26 protein-coding genes are annotated in these 24,446 nt (G+C 59.6%); 17 read left to right on the top strand and 9 right to left on the bottom strand.

From position 1 onward, the window contains the following. The first annotated feature begins 63 nt into the window (after positions 1-63). The 3 genes from JOE34_RS14885 (at position 64) to JOE34_RS14875 (ending at position 4,140) form a co-directional block, all read left to right on the top strand. Positions 64-1,944 carry a hypothetical protein gene (locus tag JOE34_RS14885; RefSeq protein ID WP_046266912.1) on the top strand — a complete coding sequence of 627 codons (1,881 nt, stop codon included), beginning with the start codon at positions 64-66 and terminating at the stop codon, positions 1,942-1,944. Between the two features lie 52 nt (positions 1,945-1,996). After that, positions 1,997-3,589, top strand: coding sequence for a hypothetical protein (locus JOE34_RS14880; RefSeq protein ID WP_010425338.1), 1,593 nt, complete (start codon positions 1,997-1,999; stop codon positions 3,587-3,589). A gap of 92 nt (positions 3,590-3,681) precedes the next feature. After that, the gene (locus JOE34_RS14875; RefSeq protein WP_024662705.1) at positions 3,682-4,140 is read left to right on the top strand and encodes a hypothetical protein; all 459 of its coding nucleotides are present in this window, start codon (positions 3,682-3,684) and stop codon (positions 4,138-4,140) included. A 1-nt stretch (position 4,141) separates the two neighbouring features. Here the strand turns inward: JOE34_RS14875 and JOE34_RS14870 are convergent, their stop codons facing one another. Further along, a complete protein-coding gene (locus tag JOE34_RS14870) occupies positions 4,142-4,831 on the bottom strand; it encodes an alpha/beta family hydrolase (protein ID WP_046266917.1) in 690 nt (229 codons plus the stop codon). A gap of 696 nt (positions 4,832-5,527) precedes the next feature. Here JOE34_RS14870 and ccoN point away from each other — a divergent pair. The 12 genes from ccoN to hemN all read left to right on the top strand — a co-directional run bounded on the left by ccoN (position 5,528) and on the right by hemN (position 16,409). Beyond that, positions 5,528-6,970, top strand: a complete 1,443-nt coding sequence (gene ccoN, locus JOE34_RS14865) for a cytochrome-c oxidase, cbb3-type subunit I (protein ID WP_003391401.1) — start codon at positions 5,528-5,530, stop codon at positions 6,968-6,970. Then, a complete protein-coding gene (ccoO, locus tag JOE34_RS14860; RefSeq protein WP_003391400.1) occupies positions 6,970-7,578 on the top strand; it encodes a cytochrome-c oxidase, cbb3-type subunit II in 609 nt (202 codons plus the stop codon). Before ccoN ends, ccoO begins: the two co-directional genes overlap by 1 nt. Positions 7,579-7,583: 5 nt before the next feature. Further along, complete coding sequence (locus tag JOE34_RS14855; RefSeq protein WP_003316853.1) at positions 7,584-7,775, top strand: CcoQ/FixQ family Cbb3-type cytochrome c oxidase assembly chaperone; 192 nt, start codon at positions 7,584-7,586, stop codon at positions 7,773-7,775. Next, positions 7,772-8,749: a cytochrome-c oxidase, cbb3-type subunit III gene (gene ccoP, locus JOE34_RS14850; protein ID WP_032662646.1), complete on the top strand. Its 978-nt coding sequence runs from the start codon at positions 7,772-7,774 to the stop codon at positions 8,747-8,749. The genes JOE34_RS14855 and ccoP overlap by 4 nt, the downstream gene beginning before the upstream one ends. A 125-nt stretch (positions 8,750-8,874) precedes the next feature. Then, positions 8,875-9,126: a type II toxin-antitoxin system prevent-host-death family antitoxin gene (locus JOE34_RS14845; RefSeq protein WP_002554250.1), complete on the top strand. Its 252-nt coding sequence runs from the start codon at positions 8,875-8,877 to the stop codon at positions 9,124-9,126. Further along, positions 9,126-9,578 carry a type II toxin-antitoxin system VapC family toxin gene (locus JOE34_RS14840; protein ID WP_003391397.1) on the top strand — a complete coding sequence of 151 codons (453 nt, stop codon included), beginning with the start codon at positions 9,126-9,128 and terminating at the stop codon, positions 9,576-9,578. The genes JOE34_RS14845 and JOE34_RS14840 overlap by 1 nt, the downstream gene beginning before the upstream one ends. 58 nt (positions 9,579-9,636) lie before the next feature. Continuing rightward, the gene (gene ccoG / locus JOE34_RS14835; protein ID WP_046266911.1) at positions 9,637-11,049 is read left to right on the top strand and encodes a cytochrome c oxidase accessory protein CcoG; all 1,413 of its coding nucleotides are present in this window, start codon (positions 9,637-9,639) and stop codon (positions 11,047-11,049) included. A 10-nt stretch (positions 11,050-11,059) separates the two neighbouring features. Then, positions 11,060-11,596 (top strand): FixH family protein, encoded by a 537-nt coding sequence (locus JOE34_RS14830; RefSeq protein WP_003391394.1) that lies wholly within the window; start codon positions 11,060-11,062, stop codon positions 11,594-11,596. Between the two features lie 2 nt (positions 11,597-11,598). Then, positions 11,599-14,073, top strand: a complete 2,475-nt coding sequence (locus JOE34_RS14825; protein ID WP_003391393.1) for a heavy metal translocating P-type ATPase — start codon at positions 11,599-11,601, stop codon at positions 14,071-14,073. Continuing rightward, positions 14,052-14,255: a cbb3-type cytochrome oxidase assembly protein CcoS gene (gene ccoS / locus JOE34_RS14820; RefSeq protein WP_003391392.1), complete on the top strand. Its 204-nt coding sequence runs from the start codon at positions 14,052-14,054 to the stop codon at positions 14,253-14,255. Before JOE34_RS14825 ends, ccoS begins: the two co-directional genes overlap by 22 nt. Beyond that, complete coding sequence (locus JOE34_RS14815; protein ID WP_003391391.1) at positions 14,248-14,931, top strand: sulfite exporter TauE/SafE family protein; 684 nt, start codon at positions 14,248-14,250, stop codon at positions 14,929-14,931. The genes ccoS and JOE34_RS14815 overlap by 8 nt, the downstream gene beginning before the upstream one ends. Before the next feature lie 95 nt (positions 14,932-15,026). Then, positions 15,027-16,409, top strand: coding sequence for an oxygen-independent coproporphyrinogen III oxidase (hemN, locus tag JOE34_RS14810; RefSeq protein WP_003316842.1), 1,383 nt, complete (start codon positions 15,027-15,029; stop codon positions 16,407-16,409). Between the two features lie 14 nt (positions 16,410-16,423). Here the strand turns inward: hemN and JOE34_RS14805 are convergent, their stop codons facing one another. Next, positions 16,424-16,891 (bottom strand): hypothetical protein, encoded by a 468-nt coding sequence (locus JOE34_RS14805; RefSeq protein WP_003391390.1) that lies wholly within the window; start codon positions 16,889-16,891, stop codon positions 16,424-16,426. A gap of 152 nt (positions 16,892-17,043) precedes the next feature. Between JOE34_RS14805 and fnr the strand changes: the two genes are divergently transcribed. Beyond that, the gene (gene fnr, locus JOE34_RS14800) at positions 17,044-17,778 is read left to right on the top strand and encodes a fumarate/nitrate reduction transcriptional regulator Fnr (protein ID WP_003316840.1); all 735 of its coding nucleotides are present in this window, start codon (positions 17,044-17,046) and stop codon (positions 17,776-17,778) included. Positions 17,779-17,839: 61 nt separating this feature from the next. After that, on the top strand, positions 17,840-18,388 hold the full coding sequence (locus tag JOE34_RS14795; RefSeq protein ID WP_003316839.1) for an adenine phosphoribosyltransferase: 549 nt from the start codon (positions 17,840-17,842) through the stop codon (positions 18,386-18,388). Positions 18,389-18,908: 520 nt separating this feature from the next. On the opposite strand, the gene JOE34_RS14790 is transcribed toward JOE34_RS14795, so the two are convergent. The 7 genes from JOE34_RS14790 to JOE34_RS14760 all read right to left on the bottom strand — a co-directional run bounded on the left by JOE34_RS14790 (position 18,909) and on the right by JOE34_RS14760 (position 24,439). Next, positions 18,909-19,310, bottom strand: coding sequence for a DUF2802 domain-containing protein (locus JOE34_RS14790; protein WP_003316837.1), 402 nt, complete (start codon positions 19,308-19,310; stop codon positions 18,909-18,911). After that, the gene (locus tag JOE34_RS14785) at positions 19,311-19,790 is read right to left on the bottom strand and encodes a chemotaxis protein CheW (RefSeq protein ID WP_003343961.1); all 480 of its coding nucleotides are present in this window, start codon (positions 19,788-19,790) and stop codon (positions 19,311-19,313) included. 57 nt (positions 19,791-19,847) lie between these two features. Next, on the bottom strand, positions 19,848-20,735 hold the full coding sequence (locus JOE34_RS14780; protein WP_010425357.1) for a CheW domain-containing protein: 888 nt from the start codon (positions 20,733-20,735) through the stop codon (positions 19,848-19,850). Positions 20,736-20,810: 75 nt separating this feature from the next. Beyond that, entirely contained in the window at positions 20,811-21,599 is a 789-nt protein-coding gene (locus JOE34_RS14775; protein WP_003316833.1) for a ParA family protein, read from the bottom strand. A gap of 45 nt (positions 21,600-21,644) precedes the next feature. Then, positions 21,645-22,532, bottom strand: a complete 888-nt coding sequence (motD, locus tag JOE34_RS14770) for a flagellar motor protein MotD (protein ID WP_003316832.1) — start codon at positions 22,530-22,532, stop codon at positions 21,645-21,647. A 6-nt stretch (positions 22,533-22,538) separates the two neighbouring features. Next, positions 22,539-23,279, bottom strand: a complete 741-nt coding sequence (locus JOE34_RS14765; RefSeq protein WP_003316831.1) for a flagellar motor protein — start codon at positions 23,277-23,279, stop codon at positions 22,539-22,541. Then, positions 23,279-24,439 (bottom strand): chemotaxis response regulator protein-glutamate methylesterase, encoded by a 1,161-nt coding sequence (locus JOE34_RS14760; RefSeq protein ID WP_003391381.1) that lies wholly within the window; start codon positions 24,437-24,439, stop codon positions 23,279-23,281. The genes JOE34_RS14765 and JOE34_RS14760 overlap by 1 nt, the downstream gene beginning before the upstream one ends. Between the last annotated feature and the right edge of the window lie 7 nt (positions 24,440-24,446).

Raw genomic sequence — 24,446 nt, 5'->3', positions numbered from 1 at the left:
AAAACTCGTTCGACAAAAGTAGGAAACTCCCTACAAAATTTTTAATAAAAAAGGCTTCTACACATGGAAAATCTCTCAACACGCTATCTCTCAACACCTGTTTCAGTTCCTGGAAACAGACGTCGAAACTTGAATCTTGTATTGACTGCCCCTGATATTGCAGTCGCATTTCATGATCAAGATACGCCAGGACTCATACCGGTCGCTGAGGCATCTCAACCGTTGACGGTCGACCTCGTTGTATGGCCAGCCGCGCTTCCTGGTTACACATATCAACTGCTGTTCAATAGTATCGCGACCGGCCCCCAAAAACTGATTCTGCCCTCACATGCACCAGGAGACCCTCTGCAACTGGAGATCCCGTCCGAACTGCTGCTGGAAGGTTTCCACGATGTCGCGTACGTCGTTGTTAATCCGATCAATCAGACAGAACAGAAATCGGAAATTTTCCGGATTCAGATCGACCGGACAGCGCCAGGCGCTCCGGAGCTTGCTGCCATACAGTTTCCAGCCGAGATTCAGAACGGTCTGACTGCTGCCGAGCTCGATCAACTGGGTGGCCAACTTGATGTACAGATTGCCGGCTACACAGGTATGGCCAAGCATGACCGCATCCTGACCAGGTGGGGAGATATCGTAGGCCCCACTGCTGTCGTCAACGAAACCGACATGGGACTGGACAAGGTCTCGGTCACTTTTACACGAGCGTTTCTGCAAACGTTGGGGGAGGAAGAAAAGCAGGTGTGCTATCAGGTCATCGACCGTGCGGGCAATCCTTCAATCCTCTCGAACACCGTCCCGGTGAAATTAAGACTGAAAGACTTGCCCTCCGATTATCCGGCACCTGTTATTGATCAGGCGGTAGGCGATCTGGTCGATTATCTGGAAGCGCAGGCGGGAGTAGTGGTCGACATCCCGCATTATCCAGGCGCGGCAGCGCTTGATAGCATCCAGCTATTCTGGGGCATCAATAACCCACTGACCCCTGTGTTCGTTACGCCTGGCGACGAAAATGAGGCTGTCATACTGACCTTGAAGTTGCCATTCGAGGCCATCGCCCAGGGTCCACAAGGCGACACAGCGGTTCATTATGAAGTGTTTCGCAACGGCGAACTGACTGGCACGTCGCTGGACACCCACATAGACGTTTTTACAACACTTCCCTTCCCCACCCCCTTGAACAACGTGACGGTACAAGGGACGAGCGTACAAAACCCGAACACCCAAGACAACTTCATCGATGAAGACGATTACGAGTTGAACGGCAGAGGGGTGGTGGCCTGGAATACGGGGTTCGAAATCAATGATGACCTGAACCTGTACTGGGGCAATCAGGTAAAACCGCAGTGGTATCAAATACGGTCGAGCGACGTTGCAGCAGCAAGAGACCTGATCATTCCGATTGACAATGAGCTGATGAAGTTGCAAGGCACCGGCGAAGCCATTCCCGTGTACTTCACCGTCACGCGTACAGGAAACCCGAACAGCATGACGAGTCCGATGCAGCCTGTAACAGTACGGTCTCGAGAAGAGCAACCCGGTGGCGAGAACGGATTGACCGGACCCACGTTCAATCTCACGCCAAACGGAGTGCTGGGTCCCAATGAAAATCCGGACGGTGCAGATGTAAAAGTTTCACCGTATTTAAACATTGCCGAGGGTCAGAAGATCACCTTCACCTTCAAGGGATTTGACGATTCCAATAATCCCATTGAGGCCGCTACCTACGTGGCGACTCGTAAGCTGGATGAAGTGGATGTTGTGCAAGGGCATGTATTCACGGTCCCTCAGATCAACACACTTCTTATTTGCACAGGGTTTGCGGAGGCGAGTTATACCGTCGACCCTGTCGAAGGCAGCAATCAAAGTGCGGCAAATTCCACGGTCACTCGCGTCGTCGTGCACATGCTTAAACCTACCGACTTTACCTGTCTGAGTCGCTAAACCGTTGCGGGCTCACGAGGCCCGCAACTTTTACACTTATAAGGAACGCCCCATGTATAACGCCACGACTGAAAAAAAAGAAAACGTGCTGACTGCGCCTGTCATCGCAGCCGCCTTGAACGATGGACTATTACCCGTCGACAGTTTGAACACGCCCCTCGAAGTGCTGTTGAACGTATGGCAAGGCGCGCGCCCCGGCTATACCTATCAGCTGTACTTCGATGGAGTGCTTATTGGTCTCAAGAAAGAGATACTGCCTTCGCAGATGCCAGGTGACGACCTCATGCTGCACATTCCACCCGAGCTGTTGAAGGAAGGCCGTCACTCGGTGGCTTACGCGGTCGAAAACCCGATTAATATGGTCGTCGAGTTTTCTGCCGAGACAGCTGTAATCGTAGACCTTACCCCGCCTGGCGATCCGCTGCTGGCCCCCATCATTTTTCCCGCACAGACACAGAACGGTCTGACCTCCGACGAACTGCAAACCATGGGCAACGTGCTTTCAGGGACAATTGCCAGCTACAACGGCATGCAGGAGGGCGATGTTGTCCGCACTTACTGGAATGATCTACCCGGTCCTATGGCGGTGGTGAGCAAGGATGACGTAGGTCTCAGGCGAACAATGGTCGACTTCACCCGATCGTTTCTGGAGTTGATCGGCGACATTGAGGCGCCGGTTTACTACACCGTCACAGACCTGGCAGGGAATCTGTCAATGGCCTCTGAGGCTGTGGACGTAAAGTTGCAACTCACGCACGTAACGCCCCTCCCCACCCCCACCCTGAAAGAAGCCATCGGCACCACGCTCGACCCGGCCAACGCTTCATCCGGTGCAACCGTGGTGATCGACGCCGTCGCCAATCTGCAAGCGGGTGACCAGGTCATCACACAATGGCAAGGGCCCAACGGCAACGACACCCGGGAAAAAACCCTGACTGGCGCAGAAGCGGGCAAGACGCTGGAGGTAGTGTTTGCTGCGGCGCTGGTGACGGCAAACGCCGGGCAGACGGTGGCGATTTCTTATGTCGTCAATCGCGTCAACGGTCTGGTTCAGGTATCCGGCACGCTGGCCTTGCAGATTCTGGCGGCGCAGCCCGAGCTGGTGCTGGACACTTCGCCGGTCACGCTGGGTGGCAAGGTGTATCTGCTTCCGGGCTCACCGGACCTGTTGCCGAACTTCCCGGCCGACACCACCCTTCTGCGTCAGGCCAGTGGCGGACAGGCACCCTATCAGTACGCTTCGAGCGACCCGCTGGTCGCGAAAGTGGACAGCAATGGCCTGACCTCGGTTCGGGGCAAAGGCACGGCCATCATTACTGCGACCGATGCGCTGGGCGCGAGCAAGCAATACACGGTGACCGTCACCGGCGTCATCCATTGCATCGGCCTGGGCAGCGGCAGCTTTTCTCAGATCAGCAAAAACGCGGGCAACAACGGCGCGAGGATTCCAACCATCCACGAGCTGGTGGATATCCACGCCCTGTATGGCAATCGCTGGCCGATGGGCAAAGGCAATTATTGGTCGTCGACTGTTTCAAGCGCCGGTATCGGCGGATGGAACTGGTATTACGTGAAAAACATGGTCACTGGCGGCAACTTCAAACTGAAGAGTCACAATTCCAGTCTTGGCGTAGGCATCAGATGATCGATTGCTGAACCCATTGTTAATCCGGCAGGGCGTTGCGCTAAAGGTGTAACGCCCTGTCACCGCTTTCAGGAGCTTCTCAGGGCCAGCCCATGCACCGACCGACGCCCTCACGCCAACGCTGCGTCCACCCTGTTGTTCTCGAAGACCGCTTTGCCGCGAGCATCAACACACAACCTTTCAGGACGTCCTCACTGACCGGTCGACTGACACTGAGATCGGAGCTGGAACAGGCCCCCGCTCACTGGATATGGCAGGTCATCGCCGATGGCAAGGTGGGCAGCCGACGAACCACCATCGGCTTGTTTCTGGATCGCGATCTTGAGCCCGGCGGCCACGACCTTATCGATCATGAGCAGATCAAGGTGATCTACACCGAAACGCTGCACCGGAAGAACACCGTCTACCACTCGGCGCATTTCCAGGGCGGCCGGCTGGTGCTGCTTGAAGCCAACCCCTGCACACTGCGGATAAGGGGCGAGTTCAGTTTCAATATGTCGTCCATCAACCTTGATGTGACCGACGGCGCCTTCGACCTGTATTGCCGGTGACTCAGGCGCGCAGGAACCCGGCAATCTCTCTCGCGGATTCAGTCAGGCATTGCTCGTGGCTAACGCCCGCGACCTTCAGTGGCTTTAGGTCGTGATTGGCAGTCGGCAACCAGTGCAGTCGGATGGCACTGGACAATGCATAGCGCTCTACTGCTTCGCGATTGCCCAGCGCGTCGCGTTCGCCCTGAACGATCAGCGTGGGTGTCTTCAGCTCGGCCAGATGAGCCACGCGTGGTTTTTCAGGCTTGCCCACGGCGTAGAACGGATACCCCAGACACACCAGCGCATCGACCTCAAGCTCATCGGCGATCAAGCTGGCCATCCGCCCGCCCATTGATTTGCCGCCGATCGCCAGACGTCCGGGGATGTAAGCACGGGCGCAGGCGAACACCTCTCTCCAGCACTCCAGCAGTTGCGCTTGTGGATTGGGGGGGCGCTTGCTGCCGCCCTGACGCCGCTGCGTCATGTAGGGAAACTCGAAGCGCAGTACGCTGATACCTTGCGCCGCCAGATCAGCCGCCATGCGGTTCATGAAGTCGCTGTCCATGGGTGCGCCGGCACCATGCGCCAGCAGCAGGGTCGGTGTGTCCAGCGCATCCGCAGGTTGCGCGGGCGTCCACAGCCAGCCTCTTTCATTGACCAGCTGCAGCCATTGATCCTGACCGATATCGGGCTTCAAGCCGTTGCTCATGGTTGCCTCATTCAGGTGGGTCGCAAAGTAGCCCGTCACTATAACGGCGAACAGGGTCGCGAATCCTGCACGAATCGCGAGCGCACGGCGCATCGGCATGCCCTGCCACGTCGGACAGCCACCATTCAGGTCTGCCTGGGTACTCTGTCAAGGTGCACAAGGTCAAGCACCGAGACAATGAGCGCCCCAAACTCGACACCGCCGGGCGGTTTCATTGACGGCACTGGACGCGCACACGTGCAACAACACCGCTGAGTCGGTCACCAGAGTCATATGCCTGCTCAGGCCAACTTGCTGGGCAATGACAGGTGTTACTGCCGACTGAATAGACGTGACAGTCTTTGCGCGAGTCCTGATCAACTCGTCTGTACGCGAAGATCGCCACCGCTGTATTCCAGTCCAGCGGCGATGCGTGAACTCCGCACCCTGCAACGGGGTGCGGAATACCTTCTGAGCCTGCTCTCAACGCAGCATCACCAAACACAGCCACTTTTCGTACAGAGCCTGCGACTTCCCACACCCCTGTTTCAAAGTTAAACTCGCCAACACGCGTCTGCCGCAACCCTTTTGACGCTCGTTGATGTGCCTGTCTGTTCCTGCCCCTGCCTTTTCGGTGTGCTTCGATGCCATTTCCAGCACTGCATCGCCCTGGCCCGATTACGTCTGCGGTAACCCTCTGAATCGTGGAAGTCTGCAATGAGCACAACAATCAGTCCGACAACCTACAACTACACCGTGGTGCGCCAGTTTGCCATCATGACCGTGGTCTGGGGTGTGGTCGGCATGAGCCTGGGCGTGTTCATTGCTTCGCAGCTGGTCTGGCCAGGGCTGAACCTGGACCTTGAATGGACCACCTTCGGACGCCTGCGCCCGCTGCACACCAATCTGGTGATCTTCGCCTTCGGCGGCTGTGCGCTGTTCGCCACCTCCTATTACGTAGTGCAACGCACTTGCCAGACGCGGCTGATTTCCGACGGTCTGGCGGCCTTTACCTTCTGGGGCTGGCAGGCCGTGATTGTCGGTGCCATCGTGACCCTGCCGATGGGCTACACCACTACCAAGGAATATGCCGAGCTCGAATGGCCGGTGGCGATTCTGCTGGCCATTGTCTGGGCCGCCTACGCAGTGGTGTTTTTCGGTACGATCGTCAAACGCCGCACCCGGCATATCTATGTCGCCAACTGGTTTTACGGCGCGTTCATCGTCGTAACCGGCATGCTGCACATCGTCAACCATATCTCGTTGCCGGTCAGCCTGTTCAAATCCTATTCGGCGTATGCCGGTGCGACCGATGCCATGATCCAGTGGTGGTACGGACACAATGCCGTCGGGTTTTTCCTGACCACCGGCTTTCTCGGCATGATGTATTACTTCGTGCCCAAACAGGCCGAGCGCCCGGTCTACTCCTATCGTTTGTCCATCGTGCATTTCTGGGCATTGATTACCCTGTATATCTGGGCCGGCCCGCACCATCTGCACTACACCGCCCTGCCGGACTGGGCGCAGTCGCTGGGCATGGTGATGTCGATCATTCTGCTGGTCCCCAGTTGGGGCGGGATGATCAACGGCATGATGACGCTGTCGGGCGCGTGGCATAAATTGCGGACCGATTCGATACTGCGCTTTCTGGTGGTCTCGCTGGCCTTTTATGGCATGTCGACCTTCGAAGGCCCGATGATGGCAATCAAGACCGTCAACTCGCTTTCGCACTACACGGACTGGACCATCGGCCATGTCCACGCCGGAGCACTGGGCTGGGTCGCGATGATTACCATCGGGTCGGTCTACCACATGATTCCGAAACTCTACGCCCGCCCGCACATGTACAGCGTCAGTCTGATCAACACGCACTTCTGGCTCGCGACCGTCGGCACCGTGCTGTACATCACCTCGATGTGGGTCAATGGCATCACTCAGGGCCTGATGTGGCGCGCGGTGAACGACGACGGCACGCTGACCTACTCTTTCATCGAAACCATGCAGGCCAGCCACTTGGGCTATATCGTGCGGGCCATCGGTGGCGCCATTTTCACCAGCGGCATGTTGCTGATGGCTTACAACGTCGTGCGCACGATACGTGCCTCTGACCCTCAGGCGGCAGCAGCGGCCACCCGCATCGCAGTCGCAGGAGCGCATTGATGAAGCACGATGCGCTGGAAAAAAACATCGGCCTGCTGGCCTTCTTCATGGTGATTGCCGTGAGCATCGGTGGGCTGACGCAGATCGTCCCGCTATTCTTTCAGGACGTAACCAACCAGCCTATCGAGGGCATGAAGCCACGCAGCGCGCTTGAGGTGGAAGGCCGTGATGTGTTCATCGCCAACGGCTGCGTCGGTTGCCACTCGCAGATGATCCGCCCGTTGCGCGCCGAAACCGAGCGCTACGGGCATTACTCGGTGGCAGGCGAAAGTGTCTGGGACCATCCCTTCCTGTGGGGCTCCAAACGCACCGGGCCGGACCTGGCAAGGATCGGCGGTCGCTACTCGGACGAGTGGCACCGGGTACACCTGAACAACCCGCGCGACCTAGTCCCGACCTCGATCATGCCGGCTTATCCGTTTCTGGCAGAGAAGACAATCGACAGCACGCAGACTGCAAAAAAACTGCAGGTGCTGCGTACCCTCGGCACCCCTTACACCGACGCGGATATCGCCGGTGCGGCGGCTGCGGTGCAGGGCAAGACCGAAATGGACGCGCTGGTGGCCTATCTGCAAGGCCTTGGCACGCTCATCAAGAGCAAACGGTGATCATGATGGACATCGGAATGATTCGAGGCCTTGGCACACTGGTCGTGATGGTCGCCTTCATCGGCCTGATGCTGTGGGTGTTCAGCCCTGCCCGCAAGGCAGACTTCGACGACGCGACCTTGCTGCCTTTCGCGGATGACCCCGAGGCCATCGGCAAGGTCGAAAATGCCAAGGCTGAACGGGAAGGCCGGTCATGAGCACGTTCTGGAGCCTTTACGTCGCGGTCCTGACCCTGGGCACCCTCATCGCAATGCTCTGGCTGCTGGTGTCCACGCGCAAAGGTCAGCCCGACGAACCCACGGATGAAACCGTCGGCCATACATTCGACGGTATCGAGGAGTACGACAACCCGCTGCCCAGATGGTGGTTCTATCTATTCGTAGCGACCATCGTCTTTGCCCTGGGGTATCTGCTCCTGTACCCGGGCCTGGGCAACTGGCAGGGCTTGCTGCCCGGTTATGAATACCGGGACCAGGACAGCAAGACACAATTCTCCGACGGCCAGCAAGGCTGGACCAGTATCCATGAATGGGAACGGGAAGTCGCAAACGCCGAAGCCCGCTACGGGCCGCTGTTTGCCAGGTACGCCGCCATGCCCGTCGAGGAAGTGGCGAAAGACCCGCAGGCGTTGAAAATCGGCGCACGCCTGTTCGCGTCCAACTGCTCGGTCTGCCACGGCTCTGACGCGAAAGGCGCCTATGGCTTTCCCAATCTGACCGATGCCGACTGGCGCTGGGGCGGCGATGCGCAGGCGATCAAGACGTCTATCCTCGCCGGGCGCATGGGCGTGATGCCGGCCCTGGGCGGCGTGCTTGGCGAACAAGGGGTTCGCGATGTGGCGGCCTATGTGCTGACGCAACTGGACGCGCGCGCGCTACCGCAGGATGCCAAGGCTGACCCGGTGGCAGGACAGAAGACCTTCGCCAGCCTGTGCGTTGCCTGTCATGGGCCAGAGGGCAAAGGAATGCCGATTCTCGGCGCGCCGGACCTGACCCACCCCAACGCGTTTATCTACGGCTCCAGCTTCGCTCAGTTGCAGCAGACCATTCGTGATGGCCGCCAGGGCCAGATGCCTGCTCAGCAAGCATTGCAAGGCAATGACCGGGTTCATATTCTGGCTGCCTATGTTTACAGCCTGTCCCGTCAAGAGCCACCAGCCGAATCCAGATGACAGGGCGCCGGTCAGCCTGGGGTTGTAGCATTCTGAAAGAACAAATTCTTTGTAGTTACATCTCTACATGACTAGACTCATTGATGACCACGACACCCTGTCTACTCATTCTGGAAGTCGCACACATGACCACTACCCTCTCCAGCCGTGAATTCAATCAGGACACCAGCGGGGCCAAGAAAGCGGCTAATGAAGGCCCGGTGTTCATTACCGACCGCGGCCGCCCGGCCCATGTGCTGCTTTGCATCGAGGATTACCTGAAGCTGACCGGCAGCGCGGCAAGCATCGCCGACATGCTGATAATGCCCACTGACATCGATATCGAATTCGAGCCTCAGCGCGCCGTGATCACGCCCCGACAGGTTGATCTGTCCTGATGTTCCTGCTCGACACCAACGTGGTTTCAGAGCTCAGGAAGCGCACTGCAGACGCCAACGTGCTGCGCTGGTCGCGAACACAGATGGCCTCCAGCCTGTTCATCTCGTCCATCACGATTCTTGAACTCGAAACAGGTATCCTGCGCATCGAACGCCGCGACCCGACACAAGGCGCAGTATTGCGAATGTGGCTCGACCAGCACGTATTGAAAGCATTCGCCGGGCGTATCCTGACAGTCGACACCCAGGTCGCAAGGCGCTGCGCGCAATTGCACGTTCCCGACCCGCGCAGCGAATGCGATGCGCTGATAGCCGCCACTGCGCTGGTACATGGCATGACCGTGGTCACACGCAACACAATGGACTTTCAGTCGTGCGGGGTCGCGTTGCTCAATCCCTGGGTCAGCCAGTTGAATGAAGAAGCGGCCGTATATTCACGTGCATCACGTTGAACGCGGATATGAACCTGCCTGACCTGTGTCGGCCGGAGCCAGGCCGCTGGACTCATCGATGACCAAGCAGATTCCAGTACACGACATCACCCCGGCATCCGAAACAGGCGGCGAATTCACCGACCTCTATGCTTCGCGCCAGAAAATCCAGACCCGCGCGTTCAAAGGCCTGTTTCGAAATGTGCGGATGCTCGGCGGCGCGCTGTTGCTGCTGATCTTTTTCGGCACGGTCTGGCTGAGTCGCAGCGGGCATCAGGCGGTCTGGTGGAACCTGCCGGAACGCAAGTTCTACATCTTCGGCGCAACGTTCTGGCCGCAGGACTTCATCCTCTTGTCCGGCATTCTGATCGTTGCAGCGTTCGGGTTGTTCTTCATCACCGTCTATGCCGGGCGGGTCTGGTGTGGCTATACCTGCCCACAGAGTGTCTGGACCTGGATCTTCATGTGGTGCGAGAAAGTGACTGAAGGCGACCGCAACCAGCGCATCAGGCTCGACCATGCCCCTATGAGTGCCGGCAAAATGCTGCGCAAATTCGCCAAGCACAGCCTGTGGCTGCTGATCGGGTTTGCCACCGGTATGACCTTCGTGGGCTATTTCTCGCCCATTCGCACGCTGTGCGTGGATCTGTTCACGGGCCAGGCGGATGGCTGGGCCTATTTCTGGGTCGGTTTCTTTACCCTGGCCACTTACCTTAATGCCGGCTGGCTGCGCGAACAGGTATGCATTTACATGTGCCCCTATGCGCGATTCCAGAGCGTGATGTTCGACAAGGACACGCTGATCATCTCCTACGACCAGAATCGTGGCGAAGCCCGAGGCCCGCGCAAGAAGGAAGCCGATCCTCAGGCACTGGGGCTGGGTGACTGCATCGACTGCACGATGTGCGTGCAGGTCTGCCCGACCGGCATCGACATTCGTGACGGCCTGCAGGTGGAGTGCATCAGCTGTGCGGCGTGCATCGATGCCTGCGATACGGTCATGGACAAGATGGATTACCCTCGCGGCCTGATTCGCTACACCACCGAGCACAACCTGTCCGGGCAACGCACCCGCACCCTGCGCCCGCGCCTGATCGGTTATGCGCTGGTCTTGCTGTTGATGATTGCGCTGCTGACGGCTGCTTTCTGGATGCGTACGCTGGTGGGCCTGGAGGTCAGCAAGGACCGCATGCTGTTCCGGGAAAACGCCGAAGGCCGGATCGAAAACGTCTACAGCCTGAAAGTGATGAACAAGGATCAGGTGGACCACACCTATGTGTTCCAAGCCAACGGTCTGCCGGACCTGAAACTGCAGGGCCGTCGGGAAATCAGCGTCCCGGCGGGTGAAATCGTCAGCCTGCCGGTGGAGCTGTCCAGCGCGCCGGAAAAACTACCGTCGCACAGCAACGAGGTAACCTTTACCCTCAAGGACATCGACAGCGATACACAGGTCGAGACCCAAAGCCGCTTTCTTGGCCCACCTATTCGTTAAGAGCCCCGTCATGCCCGCTGCGACTGCTGCAAGCCCCTGGTACCGGCACCTCTGGCCATGGATCATCATCGCCATCCTGACCGGCTCGGTGACCTTGAGCCTGTCGATGGTGTTCATCGCCGTGACCCACCCGGATCCGCTGGTCACCGATAACTATTACGAGGCCGGCAAGGGCATCAATCGCTCGTTGAATCGCGAAGTGCTCGCCCAGACCCTCAAGCTGCACGCGCGCCTGAACATGGATGAGCTGACCGGCGAAGTCGAACTGCGCCTGAGTGGCAACAGCAACCCGGAGCGTCTGGAACTCAACCTGATTTCACCCACGCGCCCTGACAGTGACCGCCGGGTGTTCCTGACCCGCAGCCCGTCCGAACCAGGCCGTTACATCGGTCAGTTGCAGGACAAGGTCAACGGTCGGCGTTTTGTGGAACTGCTGGGTGTCGAAGGCGAGCAGACCTGGCGCCTGTTCGAGGAAGAACAGATCGGCACCAATGACGTGACCCTGGGTGACGAGCCCCTGCAAGCCGCGCAACGCCGGAAAGACTGAACGTGGCCAGGCCCTCCTCCCCCGCGCCGCTGCACTGCTACCACTGCGGCCTGCCGGTTCCGGCGGGCAGCCATTTCAACGCGGTGGTGCTCGGAACAACCCGACAGCTGTGCTGCCCCGGTTGCCAGGCAGTAACCGAGGCCATCGTCGCGAGCGGTCTGGACAACTATTACCGCCATCGCAGTGAAACCTCGGCCAACCCGGAAAGCCTGCCCAGCCAATTGCTCGATGAACTGGCGCTCTACGACCGCCCCGACGTACAGGCGCCGTTCGTGCGCCACGACGGCGACCTCTCAGAGGCCACCCTGCTTGTCGAAGGCATCAGTTGCGCGGCCTGCGGCTGGCTGATCGAGCAACGCCTGGGGCGATTGCCCGCGGTGACCGAAGCGCGGCTGAATCTATCCACTCATCGCCTGCTGGTGCGCTGGAACGCCGACCAGCTTGCCCTCAGCCAATTGCTGAACGAACTGCACGCGATTGGCTATGTCGCCCATCCATGGCAGGCCGACCGCGCTACCGAGCGCATGGCGAGTGACAATCGCTTGGCGTTGCGACAACTGGGCGTCGCCGGCCTGCTGTGGTTTCAGGCAATGATGGCAACCATGGCCACCTGGCCGGAGTTCAATATCGACCTCAGCCCGCAGATGCACACCATACTGCGCTGGGTGGCGCTGTTTCTGACCACGCCGATCGTCTTCTACAGTTGCGCGCCGTTCTTTCGCGGCGCGTGGCGCGACCTGCGCAGCCGTCACCTGACAATGGATGTCTCGGTGTCGCTGGCAATAGGCGCGGCCTACGCCGCAGGGATCTGGACCGCCGTCACCGGCGCTGGCGAACTGTATTTCGATGCAGTCGGCATGTTTGCGCTGTTCCTGCTGGCAGGACGTTACCTGGAACGCCGGGCTCGCGAGCGCACGGCGGCGGCCACGGCCCAACTGGTCAACGTGCTGCCCGCCTCATGCCTGCGCCTCAGCGATGACGGCCAGAGCCAGCGCATCATGCTCAGCGAACTGCACCTGGCTGATCGGGTGCTGGTGCAGCCCGGTGCAGTGATACCGGCCGATGGCAAAATCCTCGAGGGTCACTCCAGTGTCGATGAATCGCTGTTGACCGGCGAATACCTGCCACAGATGCGCAGTGTGGGCGATGCGGTCACCGCAGGAACGCTGAATGTCGAAAGCCCGCTGACCGTTGCCGTGACGGCGTTGGGCCACGAAACCCGTCTTTCGGCCATTGTCCGACTGCTTGAACGCGCGCAGGCAGAAAAGCCCCGACTCGCGCAGATCGCTGACCGTGCAGCACAGACTTTTCTGCTGTTTTCGCTGATCGCGGCCGCGCTGATCGGGGTGATCTGGTGGCAGCTGGACGCATCGCGCGCGTTCTGGATCGTTTTGGCCATGCTCGTCGCTACCTGCCCCTGCGCACTGTCGCTGGCGACGCCGACTGCATTGACTGCGGCGACCGGCACGCTGCACACACTTGGTCTGCTGCTGACCCGGGGTCATGTGCTCGAAGGCCTCAACCAGATCGATACGGTCATCTTCGACAAGACCGGCACCCTGACCGAGGGGCGCCTGACACTGCGCGGCATTCACCCGTTGCGCGAGCTGGACGCCAATCGCTGCCTGGAACTGGCGGCAGCCCTGGAAAACCGCTCCGAGCATCCCATCGCCCGCGCCTTCGGTCGAGCGCCAACGGCTGCCGAAGAGGTGCTCAGCACACCGGGACTGGGCCTGCAAGGTCGTGTTGACGGGCATCTGCTGCGCATCGGCGAGGCGGCCTTCGTCTGTGCGCTGAGCGGTGCTGAAACACCCTTGCCAACCGAGCGTTCCGGCCAATGGCTGTTGTTGGGCGATACGCAGGGCCCACTCGCATGGTTGGTACTGGACGACCGACTGCGCGAGGATGCAGGCACTCTGTTACACGCGTGCCGGGCGCGAGGCTGGAAGACGCTGCTTTTGTCTGGTGACAGCTCGCCGATGGTTGACCGTGTCGCGCAGGCGCTGGGCATCGACGAGGCGCGTGGCGGCATGCGCCCGGACGATAAGCTGGAGGTGCTGCGCCAGCTTCAGGCTCAGGGGCGCAAGGTGCTGATGATCGGTGACGGAGTGAACGACGTACCGGTCATGGCAGCAGCCGACATCAGTGTGGCGATGGGCTCGGCCACCGACCTCGCCAAAACCAGCGCTGACGCCGTGCTGCTGTGTAACCGTTTGCCGGTGCTGATCGACGCGCTGAATCTGGCCCGGCGCACGCGTAGCGTCATTATCGAAAACCTGCTCTGGGCCGGTCTGTACAATGGCCTCATGCTGCCCTTCGCGGCGCTGGGCTGGATCACTCCGGTGTGGGCGGCGATCGGCATGTCGCTCAGTTCGCTGACTGTGGTACTCAACGCCTTGCGCCTGACCCGCCTGCCGCGTCGTGCGCCCGTTTCCCCATCTGCCCCGGAGGTTTCATGCCCGCGCTTTACATCATGATTCCTGCCGCTCTATTGCTGGTGGGCGTGGCGATCTACGTGTTCTTCTGGGCAGTGGACAGCGGTCAGTACGACGACATGGACGGTCCGGCACACAGCATATTGTTCGACGACACACCGCCTGTGGAGCATGCCCCGCCTGAGTCTCCCCAACCGGGCCCGGACGAGAAACGCGATGTTTGAACTCGCCTCGATGCTGTTCTCGGCGTTCATTCTCGGGCTGCTCGGCGGCGGCCACTGTCTGGGCATGTGTGGCGGCCTGATGGGAGCCCTGACGCTGGCCATCCCCAAGGAACAGCGCAGCCGCCGGTTTCGTCTGCTGCTGGCCTACAACCTGGGGCGCATTCTCAGTTACGCCGCAGCCGGCCTGTGTTCCGGCCTGGTCGGCTGGGCTGTGGCGCAAAGTCCGCTGGCGACGGGCTTGCGCATCGTCGCCGCCGTGTTGCTGATCATGATGGGGCTGTACCTGGCCGGCTGGTGGAACGGACTGACCTATATAGAGCGTCTCGGCCGAGGCCTGTGGCGTTATTTGCAACCCTTGGCCAGTCGCCTGGTGCCGGTGTCCAGTGTGCCGCGCGCCCTATTGCTCGGCGCCCTGTGGGGCTGGCTGCCCTGCGGGCTGGTGTACAGCGCCCTGCTCTGGGCCGCCAGCCAGGGCAACCCTCTCGACAGTGCACTGCTGATGCTGGCCTTCGGGCTGGGCACCTGGCCCGTTCTGCTGGCCACCGGCCTGGCTGCCGAACGCACTACGGCTTTGCTGCGCAAACGTGGCGTGCGCATGGCGGGAGGCTTGCTGGTGATGGTCTTCGGTATCTGGACCTTGCCAGGCCCGCATCAGCACTGGCTGATGGGGCATTGAGGCCGGCAACTCTTGCCATTTGATCCACATCAACGCCGACCCTCGGCCTCCTGCGTATGCTCGCGATATCGCCAGCCGGACCGGGAAACGCGCGCATGCTTGACGCCATTCGTTGGGATTCAGACCTGATCCATCGCTACGATGTGGCCGGACCGCGCTATACGTCCTATCCGACAGCGGTGCAGTTTCATACCCAAGTGAGCGCCTTCGACCTGCTGCACGCGCTACGCGAAAGCCGCAAGGCGTCACGTCCGTTATCGCTCTACGTGCATCTGCCCTTCTGCGCGAACATTTGCTACTACTGCGCCTGCAACAAAGTCATCACCAAGGATCGCGGACGCGCTCAGGCCTACCTGCAACGGCTCGAGCACGAGATACAGATGCTCGCCTGTCACTTGGCGCCCGGTCAGGTGGTGGAGCAACTGCATCTGGGCGGCGGTACGCCGACCTTTCTCAGTCACGACGAACTGCGCCGCTTGATGGCGCAGCTGCGCTTGCATTTCAACCTGCTGGACGACGACTCCGGCGACTATGGCATCGAGATCGATCCTCGCGAAGCCGACTGGTCGACGATGGGCCTGCTGCGCGAGCTGGGTTTCAACCGGGTCAGCCTGGGCGTGCAAGACCTCGACCCGACGGTGCAGCGGGCGATCAACCGCATGCAGAGCCTGGAAGAGACCCGCGCAATCGTTGAAGCGGCGCGCACGCTGCAATTTCGTTCGGTGAATATTGATCTGATCTACGGTCTGCCCACACAGAATCCGCAAACCTTCAGCCACACCGTGGACAAGGTCATCGATCTGCAGCCCGATCGGTTGTCGGTGTTCAACTATGCGCATCTGCCCGAGCGCTTCATGCCGCAGCGGCGCATCGACGTGGCAGACCTGCCGGATGCAGAAAGCAAACTGCTGATGCTGGAGCGCACCGTCGAGCAATTGGGCAACGCCGGTTATCGCTACATCGGCATGGACCATTTCGCCCTGCCCGACGACGAGTTGGCCACCGCTCAGGAAGACCTGACCCTGCAGCGCAACTTTCAGGGCTATACCACGCACGGTCACTGCGACCTCATCGGCCTGGGTGTCTCGGCCATCAGCCAGGTCGGCGAGCTGTACAGCCAGAACAGCAGCGACCTGAACGAGTACTTGAGGCTGCTGGACAGCGACCAGCCAGCAACCCGACGCGGGCTGATCTGCAACGATGACGACCGCATCAGGCGCGCGATCATTCAGCAGTTGATCTGCCACTTCACGCTGGATTTCGGCGAGATCGAAAAGACTTTTTGCATCGATTTCAGGGACTATTTCAGCGAAGCGTGGCCGCAACTGCTTGGCATGGCCAGCGACGGGCTGATTACGCTGAGCGAGACGGGCATTGAAGTCAGACCGGCAGGCCGCCTTTTGGTACGCGCAGTATGCATGGTCTTCGATACTTACCTGACCCGGCAGAACAGACAGCAGTTCTCCCAGGTGATATGACCTGCGGCCGGGTGCTACATTTTGGCCAGAACCAGCATCCCCGCCTTGGTCTTGTCGGCGTCACTGGAGCCCAGGCTGTTCATGAGCGACGACAGATCGGCCGTGGAATTGCTCACTTGCGCCTGCAACGTGCTGAGCACGGTCTGTAGCGCCGCAGCCTTGGTCCTTCGCTCCTCGGGGCTCAGGCTGGGGTCATTCAGCGCCTTCTGGATCTGCTCCATGGTTTCCTCGATCCTGCGCTGAAGTTCGCGAATCGCCTTGAGGATCTTCTGCACGGAACCAGGCAGGCCGCTCTGTTCGATATCAGCGTTTCTGGAAGACGATGACGCAGCCGCCTTGCCTTCTGCCGACAAATTGACCTGTACGCCCTTTGTCTCGCTTGCCGACGCCGCGGTAGTGATTTGCTCAGCGTTACTGTAGGTGGTCTGCGAGGTCGCAGTCCGTATCGTAATGCTGCTGATCAACGGGAGTGTCGTTGACATGACGAGGCATCCTGGCTTGGCTGAAGGAATACGTGGTTATCGGCAGGCAACCTGTAACCTTGACGACGCCGACAGATTTGCAGGCTGGCCCCGACAAGCACGGGTGAGTTACCCTTACGGCTTATGTGTGATTTCCCACAAGGAATTAAGTGATGTCCGAGCCAGTCAAGTCGCGCGCGCAAAACCAGGCTCACTGCAAGGATTGCAGTCTCGCGCCGTTGTGCCTGCCCCTTTCGTTGAATACCGAAGACATGGACTGCCTTGACCAGATCGTCAAACGCGGCCGCCCGCTGAAGAAAGGCGAATTTCTGTTTCGTCAGGGGGACACCTTCGAGTCGGTCTATGCGGTGCGTTCCGGGGCGTTGAAAACCTTCAATATCAGTGACAGCGGTGAAGAACAGCTCACCGGTTTTCACCTGCCCAGCGAACTGGTGGGCATGTCCGGCATGGACGCCGAGGCTTACCCAGTCTCGGCCCAGGCACTGGAAACCACGTCGGTCTGCGAAATCCCTTTCGAGCGTCTGGACGAGCTTTCCGCGAAACTGCCGCAACTGCGTCGGCAGTTGATGCGCGTCATGAGCCGTGAGATCCGTGACGATCAGCAAATGATGCTGCTGCTCTCGAAAAAGACCGCCGATGAGCGTATCGCCACGTTTCTGATCAACCTGTCTGCACGCTTCCGCGCCAGAGGCTTTTCGGCCAATCAGTTCCGCCTGAGTATGTCGCGCAACGAAATCGGCAATCACCTGGGTCTGGCAGTCGAGACCGTGTCCCGTGTCTTTACCCGGTTCCAGCAAAATCAGCTGATTTCTGCCGAGGGCAAAGAGATTCACATCCTCGCCCCCATCGAGCTGTGCGCACTGGCTGGCGGGTCGATGCAAAGCTGAAACGTGCGATCTTTGGCGGGTCGGCTTAAACTGTCGGCCAAAACTGCCATGGAATCCCCTGATGACTTTCGATCAATCGAACTTCAAATCCCTCATCCGCCCGGTCGTGGACTTCCCCAAGCCGGGCGTGGTCTTCCGCGATATCACGCCCCTGTTCCAGTCGCCCAAGGCCACCCGTCAGGTGATTGACAGCTTCGTGCAGCGCTACATCGATGCCGAGTTCAGCCATATCGGCGTCATGGACGCGCGGGGTTTTCTGATCGGTTCGGTGGTCGCGTATCAATTGAACAAGCCGCTGGTGCTGTTCCGCAAACAAGGCAAACTGCCTGCCGATGTACTGTCCGAGGCGTATCAGACCGAATACGGCGAAGCGTATCTGGAAGTGCATGCCGACAGTCTGTGCGAAGGTGACTCGGTCATCATGTTCGATGACTTGATCGCGACCGGAGGCACGCTGATCGCCGCTGCCAACCTGATCCGCCGTATGGGTGCCGAAGTGTACGAGGCTGCTGCGATCATCGACCTGCCGGAACTGGGCGGCTCCCAGCGTCTTAACGACCTGAAGATCCCGACGTTTTGCCTGACCGAGTTTGCGCTGGACGAGCAGTAAGACGGGGCGCTGACCGTCGCTCCGCGTTGCACAGCGGTTCTGCGATGTCAGGTGGATCGGGGTTCGACTCAAGTCACCTTTTCGCCCCTCGGCGACCTACTTTGATGGGGCCAAAGTAGGCAAAGCCCGCAGCTCCGTTTCCGGCCCGACTTCGTCGGGTTCCTTCGCCCTGTCACTGATCCGGGGGTCGCCGCAACGGGCCATCCATGGCCCGGTGCGGCTAGCCTGGCGTCCTGCCAGGCTACCCCCGGATCAGCGCCAGGACTCAGCCGTCACTTACGTCGCACCCTGCGTCGTCTGTGCCATCGCGATAAAAAAGCATTTTAGGCAGCATTAACAGTTAAGGCATGATCTTGTGCCGCGCCGGAAATTTATGACGTCAAGCGTTACGGAGGGCATGCCAACGCGGAGTGACTGGCACGAGAATTACAAGATTATCGTTCCTCCAGCGTGGGAATGCAGTTCTGGACGCTCTGCGTCCGACCTTGGGTGTGCAGCGCAGGCGTGCAGGGAAGAGAAACTAGCTCGCTGTATTGCCGTGCAGTTTGGTCATCAACTGCGCTTCGGCCTGGGTCAGGCCGCAGGACTGGGTAAGCTCGTCGATGCTGGCACCCATGCCGACCAGACGGGCGGCCTGGGCGAAGGATAGCGTGGAGGGATCGCGCTGCTCCAGAGCGGTGAGCTTGTCCGGCAACGGCGCAACGACGGCACGCAGCTCATGTAACGCTTCGCCCATGCGCACCGTACCGTTCTGGTAGTTGTCCAGACGCCTGGCCAACTCCTTGATCCGCTGATCCCGCAAGGCAGCCGCCTCATCACGCTCGGCGTCGAGCTTGCGCTGACGCCTGGTATGGGCCAGGAACATAAACAGGGTCACTACCCAGAGAATGCCCAGAAAGACGACAGCTACCTCAAAGATCAATCAGATGTTCTCCAGATCGGACCACTCTTCTTCGGACATCATTTTGTCCAGTTCAACCAGAATCAACAGTTCGCCGTTCTTGTTGCAAACGCCCTGAATGAACTTGGCCGATTCGTCGTTACCGACGTTAGGCGCAGTTTCAACTTCTGACTGACGCAAGTAAACCACTTCCGCAACGCTGTCGACCAGAATACCGACCACTTGCTTGTCAGCTTCGATGATCACGATACGCGTGTTGTCGCTGACTTCAACCGGGTCCAGGCCAAAACGCTGACGGGTGTCGATCACGGTCACGACGTTACCGCGCAGGTTGATGATGCCCAGCACATAACTTGGCGCACCCGGCACCGGGGCGATTTCAGTGTAGCGCAGCACTTCCTGCACCTGCATTACGTTGATGCCGTAGGACTCGTTGTCCAGGCGGAACGTAACCCATTGCAGAATAGGATCTTCGGAACCTTGTGCAGACGACTTATTCATAACCCCAACCCCTCACGTGTGTTCTTTGCAGGTGACGCCACTGGCATCGACCCATGATTATTTCGACTTGTTCAACTGCTTGACCGCGCCACTGGCTATCAGCTCGGCCAACTCTGCTACATCCAGCAACGCGCACATATGCTCGATGACCGTACCCGCCAGCCATGGACGATGACCTCGCTGCGCGCGCCATTTGATCTCGTTCGGATCAAGACGCAACGAACGGCTGACCTGATGCACCGCCAGCCCCCACTCGTATCCCTGCACCGAAATCACATACTGCAATCCCTGGCGAAAATCGTCGCGGTAGCGATCAGGCATGATCCAGCGCGCGGTATCCAACACTTTCAGGTTGCCTGCCTGACACGGCAGGATCCCGAGAAACCAGTCCGGCTGACCGAACAGCGGCGTCAGCTCCTGCCCCGCCAGCGGATATATCGACCCCAGGCACACCAGCGGCACCGCCAGTGTCAGACCGGCCACATCGAACAACAGGCATTCGAATGGCTCGGCAGCCCATGCCGGACGACCATCACTGGTCGGCGGTGGCGTCGGGGTACGCTGGGCTGCCAGCGTGCTCAACTCGGCGACCGGTTCAACCAGCGCAACGGTTGGCACTGCCTCTTCAACCTGCACCGCTTCGGCAACGATCACCGGAGCGACTTCAACCACTGGCGCGGGCGCTGCTACCTGCACCTTGACAGCCACCGGAGCCGGCGCGGCAACCGCGACCGCAAGCGGCTTGATCTGCGCCTGCATCCGCGCATCAAAGGCCTGCTCTTCGAGCACAGCCGCCTGAAATTCATCGATGCTGCTGACGGGCTCTTCGAGCACTTCAGTCGCGTCGTACAGCAGTGCGTCCAGGTAGGACTGCAAAGCCAGTTTGGGTCGTGTTGCTACTTCTACAGGGCGGTTCATACCGGGGCCCAACGAAAAATGGAGCATGTGCAGCCTGATACAGTTATCGGCCGCATTGAGGCATCACTTGAGCAAACAATGCAGAAAGAGTAGACGTTCACGTCAGGCCACCTGCGCATTGAGCTGCTCGGCGAGCATATGCTTGAGCAATGCCCGGTAAGCGATCACACCGCGACTCTTGCTGTCGTTCTGCGACGGCGTAAGCCCCAGACGGCTGGCATCGCGCAGTCGTGTATCGACCGGCACGTAGGCTTGCCAGACATGCTCGGGAAAGCTGTCGCGCAACAGTTTCAAGGTGCCCATCGATGCCTGGGTACGGCGGTCGAACAAGGTCGGCACGATGGTGTAAGGCAACGGCACCTTGCGCGAACGATTGATCATGGTCAGCGTATTGACCATGCGCTCCAGACCTTTCACGGCCAGAAACTCGGTCTGCACCGGAATCGCCAGTTGCTGGCTGGCCGCCAGTGCATTGACCATGAGAACGCCCAGCAGCGGCGGACTGTCGATCAACGCATAGTCAAAATCCTGCCACAACTGAGCCAGGCTTTTCGCGACAACCAGACCCAGGCCGCTCTGGCCGGGTGACTGGCGCTCCAGCGTGGCAAGCGCGGTGCTGGAGGGGATCAGCGAGATGCGTTTATCGCTGGTAGGCAGCAACAACTGGCCGGGAAGACCGTCCGGCACAGCACCTTTATGCAGAAACAGATCGAAAGCGCTGTGTTCCAGCTCGTCCGGGTTATGCCCGAAATAACTGGTCATGGAGCCGTGAGGGTCCAGATCGACCACAACCACGCGCTTACCTGAGTCGGCCAGCAAACCGGCCAGGGCAATGGTCGTGGTGGTCTTTCCGACTCCACCTTTCTGGTTGGCTACTGCCCAGACTCTCATTAATTGTTTTCCTTGCGTACAGCGACGACCATACCGATACGATGTTTAGGGGGCGGGTGACGGAGAATTGACGGCGTTCGCGCGTACCGGCGGCTTTGCTGGCACCGGTGCAGTTTGTGTGCCAGCACGCCGCAATGCAGCATCAGGCTGCACATTGGCCGATCCAGCGCTGGTCAGGCTGCGGCGAACGTCCAGATTGCGCGAGATAACCAGCACTACACGGCGGTTCTTGGCGCGTCCGGCCGTGCTGGTATTGGGAACGATCGGCTGAAATTCACCGTAGCCCACCGAAGCGAGTCGCGCCGGATTGACGCCGTCCATGGCCAACATGCGCACAATGCTGGCAGAACGTGCCGAAGACAGCTCCCAGTTGGTCGGGAATTGTGCAGTGCTGATCGGCTGGTCGTCGGTAAAGCCCTCGACATGGATCGGGTTGTCGAAGCGTTTGACGATTCCGGCGACCTTTTCGATGATGGTGAACGCCTTGTCGCTGGGCATCGCATCGCCGCTGCCGAAAAGCATGCTGGAGTTGAGCTCGATCTCGATCCACAGTTCGTTGCCACGCACCGTCATCTGATCGGACTTGATCAGGTCACCGAACGCATCGCGCACGTCCTGGGCAATGGTCTGCAACGGGTCATCGGACGCCTGACCTATACCGGCGTCAGTCTGCTCGCTGTCCTTGACCAGGGGCTCGGCAGGCTTGACCGAGACCGGGCGCTGCTCACCGATGGGGATCGGCTTCATGGTGCGTTCAGTGTCGTTGAATACGCCGACCAATGCCTGGGACAGGATCTTGTACTTGCCTTCGTTGACCGAGGAAATCGAGTACATCACCACGAAAAACGCGAACAGCAAGGTAATGAAGTCGGCATACGACACCAGCCAGCGTTCGTGATTTTCATGTTCTTCGACCTGACGACGGCGAGCCATGCGTTGTTACTCCATGAAGCCTTGCAGCTTGAGTTCGATGGAGCGCGGGTTTTCACCCTCGGCGATGGACAACAGACCTTCAAGCAACATTTCGCGGTAGCGCGCCTGACGGTGGGCAATGGCCTTGAGTTTGTTCGCCACTGGCAAAAGGATCAGGTTGGCCATGGCCACGCCGTAGATGGTGGCGACGAAGGCCACCGCAATACCGCTGCCCAACTGGCTGGGATCAGCCAGGTTGCCCATGACATGGATCAGGCCCATGACTGCGCCGATGATACCCACGGTCGGCGCGTAGCCGCCCATGCTTTCGAATACTTTCGCAGCCTGAATATCGCGGGTTTCCTGCGTGATGAAATCCACTTCAAGAATGCTGCGAATCGCGGCGGGTTCTGCACCGTCGACCAACAGTTGCAGGCCCTTGCGCGAATAACCGTCGGGCTCGGAATCAGCTACGGTTTCCAGACCCAGCAAGCCCTCTTTGCGAGCGGTCATGCTCCAGCCGATCACTCGATCGACACCGCCAGGCAGATCGATACGTGGCGGAAAAATGATCCAGTGGATGATTTTCATAGCACGCATGAACGCGTTCATCGGCGACTGCAACAGCGAAGCACCGAGTGTACCGCCCAACACGATCAGCGCCGCCGGACCATTGAGCAAGGCACCGAGGTGCCCGCCTTCGAGAAAATTACCACCAATGATTGCGACAAACGCCAGGATCAGACCGATAAGGCTCAGTACATCCATCAGAGACAGGCCTCTACCAGGTGCCGACCGATGTCGTCGAGACTGTAGATCGCATCCGCGAGTTCAGCCTTGACGATGGCCATCGGCATGCCATAAATCACGCAGCTCGCTTCATCCTGAGCCCACACGGTACTGCCAGCCTGCTTGAGCAAACGCGCGCCCTCGCGGCCGTCGGCGCCCATGCCGGTCAAGACCACCGAAAGCACTTTATCGCCGTAGGACTTGGCGGCAGAGCCGAAGGTGATGTCGACGCAGGGCTTGTAATTGAGGCGCTCGTCGCCCGGCAGAATCTTCACCGTGCCGCGTCCGTCAACCATCATCTGCTTGCCACCCGGTGCCAGCAGCGCCAGACCAGGACGCAGCACGTCGCCGTCTTCCGCTTCCTTGACGCTGATCTTGCACAGCTTGTCGAGACGTTCGGCAAACGCCTTGGTAAACGCCGCAGGCATGTGCTGAATCAGCACCAGTGGTGCCGGAAAGTTGGCTGGCAGTTGGGTCAGTACGCGTTGCAGTGCGACCGGGCCGCCCGTTGACGTGCCGATGGCCACCAGTTTGTAGGCCTTGCGCTTGGCCGTGCCTGACGTCGTCGGGTGCGCCGGCGCATGATGGGCCGGGGCGGCCGAAGCGGCAGCGGGTGTTGCCGTGCGTGACGGCACCGCCCTGGCGGGTGCCGGGGCTGGCGCAGAAGCGCGGCTGGTCAACGTCGACGGAGCCGGTGCTGCCGGAGTTGCACTGGCTGAACCGAACCCGCTGGAACGACGATTGCTGCGTGAGATGCTGTTGATCTTCTCGCACAGCAGTTGCTTGACCTTCTGCGGGTTGCGCGAGATATCTTCGAAATTCTTGGGTAGAAAATCCACCGCACCGGCGTCAAGAGCATCCAGCGTCACGCGCGCACCTTCGTGCGTCAGCGACGAGAACATCAATACCGGGGTGGGGATACGCTGCATGATATGGCGAACTGCCGTAATGCCATCCATCATCGGCATTTCGTAGTCCATGGTGATGACATCCGGCTTGAGCGCCAGCGCCTGCTCAATCGCTTCCTTGCCGTTGGTGGCGGTGCCGACCACTACAATGTTGGGGTCCGAAGAAAGAATTTCCGTAACGCGGCGGCGGAAAAAACCGGAATCATCCACCACCAGGACCTTGACTGCCATAAACACT

It is taken from the genome of Pseudomonas sp. PvP028 (assembly GCF_017832255.1).
Classification (GTDB): domain Bacteria; phylum Pseudomonadota; class Gammaproteobacteria; order Pseudomonadales; family Pseudomonadaceae; genus Aquipseudomonas; species Aquipseudomonas syringae.
Note: the sequence above shows the minus strand (reverse complement) of the source record. Positions and strands in the feature narration are given on the sequence as shown.

Excerpts from the sequence above, each read along its gene's own strand:
- JOE34_RS14885 (WP_046266912.1), top strand. The coding sequence starts at position 64 with ATGGAAAATCTCTCAACACGCTATCTCTCAACACCTGTTTCAGTTCCT.
- JOE34_RS14880 (WP_010425338.1), top strand. The coding sequence starts at position 1,997 with ATGTATAACGCCACGACTGAAAAAAAAGAAAACGTGCTGACTGCGCCT.
- JOE34_RS14875 (WP_024662705.1), top strand. The coding sequence starts at position 3,682 with ATGCACCGACCGACGCCCTCACGCCAACGCTGCGTCCACCCTGTTGTT.
- JOE34_RS14870 (WP_046266917.1), bottom strand. The coding sequence starts at position 4,831 with ATGAGCAACGGCTTGAAGCCCGATATCGGTCAGGATCAATGGCTGCAG.
- ccoN (WP_003391401.1), top strand. The coding sequence starts at position 5,528 with ATGAGCACAACAATCAGTCCGACAACCTACAACTACACCGTGGTGCGC.
- ccoO (WP_003391400.1), top strand. The coding sequence starts at position 6,970 with ATGAAGCACGATGCGCTGGAAAAAAACATCGGCCTGCTGGCCTTCTTC.
- JOE34_RS14855 (WP_003316853.1), top strand. The coding sequence starts at position 7,584 with ATGGACATCGGAATGATTCGAGGCCTTGGCACACTGGTCGTGATGGTC.
- ccoP (WP_032662646.1), top strand. The coding sequence starts at position 7,772 with ATGAGCACGTTCTGGAGCCTTTACGTCGCGGTCCTGACCCTGGGCACC.
- JOE34_RS14845 (WP_002554250.1), top strand. The coding sequence starts at position 8,875 with ATGACCACTACCCTCTCCAGCCGTGAATTCAATCAGGACACCAGCGGG.
- JOE34_RS14840 (WP_003391397.1), top strand. The coding sequence starts at position 9,126 with ATGTTCCTGCTCGACACCAACGTGGTTTCAGAGCTCAGGAAGCGCACT.
- ccoG (WP_046266911.1), top strand. The coding sequence starts at position 9,637 with ATGACCAAGCAGATTCCAGTACACGACATCACCCCGGCATCCGAAACA.
- JOE34_RS14830 (WP_003391394.1), top strand. The coding sequence starts at position 11,060 with ATGCCCGCTGCGACTGCTGCAAGCCCCTGGTACCGGCACCTCTGGCCA.
- ccoS (WP_003391392.1), top strand. The coding sequence starts at position 14,052 with ATGCCCGCGCTTTACATCATGATTCCTGCCGCTCTATTGCTGGTGGGC.
- JOE34_RS14815 (WP_003391391.1), top strand. The coding sequence starts at position 14,248 with ATGTTTGAACTCGCCTCGATGCTGTTCTCGGCGTTCATTCTCGGGCTG.
- hemN (WP_003316842.1), top strand. The coding sequence starts at position 15,027 with ATGCTTGACGCCATTCGTTGGGATTCAGACCTGATCCATCGCTACGAT.
- JOE34_RS14805 (WP_003391390.1), bottom strand. The coding sequence starts at position 16,891 with ATGTCAACGACACTCCCGTTGATCAGCAGCATTACGATACGGACTGCG.
- fnr (WP_003316840.1), top strand. The coding sequence starts at position 17,044 with ATGTCCGAGCCAGTCAAGTCGCGCGCGCAAAACCAGGCTCACTGCAAG.
- JOE34_RS14795 (WP_003316839.1), top strand. The coding sequence starts at position 17,840 with ATGACTTTCGATCAATCGAACTTCAAATCCCTCATCCGCCCGGTCGTG.
- JOE34_RS14785 (WP_003343961.1), bottom strand. The coding sequence starts at position 19,790 with ATGAATAAGTCGTCTGCACAAGGTTCCGAAGATCCTATTCTGCAATGG.
- JOE34_RS14780 (WP_010425357.1), bottom strand. The coding sequence starts at position 20,735 with ATGCTCCATTTTTCGTTGGGCCCCGGTATGAACCGCCCTGTAGAAGTA.
- JOE34_RS14775 (WP_003316833.1), bottom strand. The coding sequence starts at position 21,599 with ATGAGAGTCTGGGCAGTAGCCAACCAGAAAGGTGGAGTCGGAAAGACC.
- motD (WP_003316832.1), bottom strand. The coding sequence starts at position 22,532 with ATGGCTCGCCGTCGTCAGGTCGAAGAACATGAAAATCACGAACGCTGG.
- JOE34_RS14765 (WP_003316831.1), bottom strand. The coding sequence starts at position 23,279 with ATGGATGTACTGAGCCTTATCGGTCTGATCCTGGCGTTTGTCGCAATC.
- JOE34_RS14760 (WP_003391381.1), bottom strand. The coding sequence starts at position 24,439 with ATGGCAGTCAAGGTCCTGGTGGTGGATGATTCCGGTTTTTTCCGCCGC.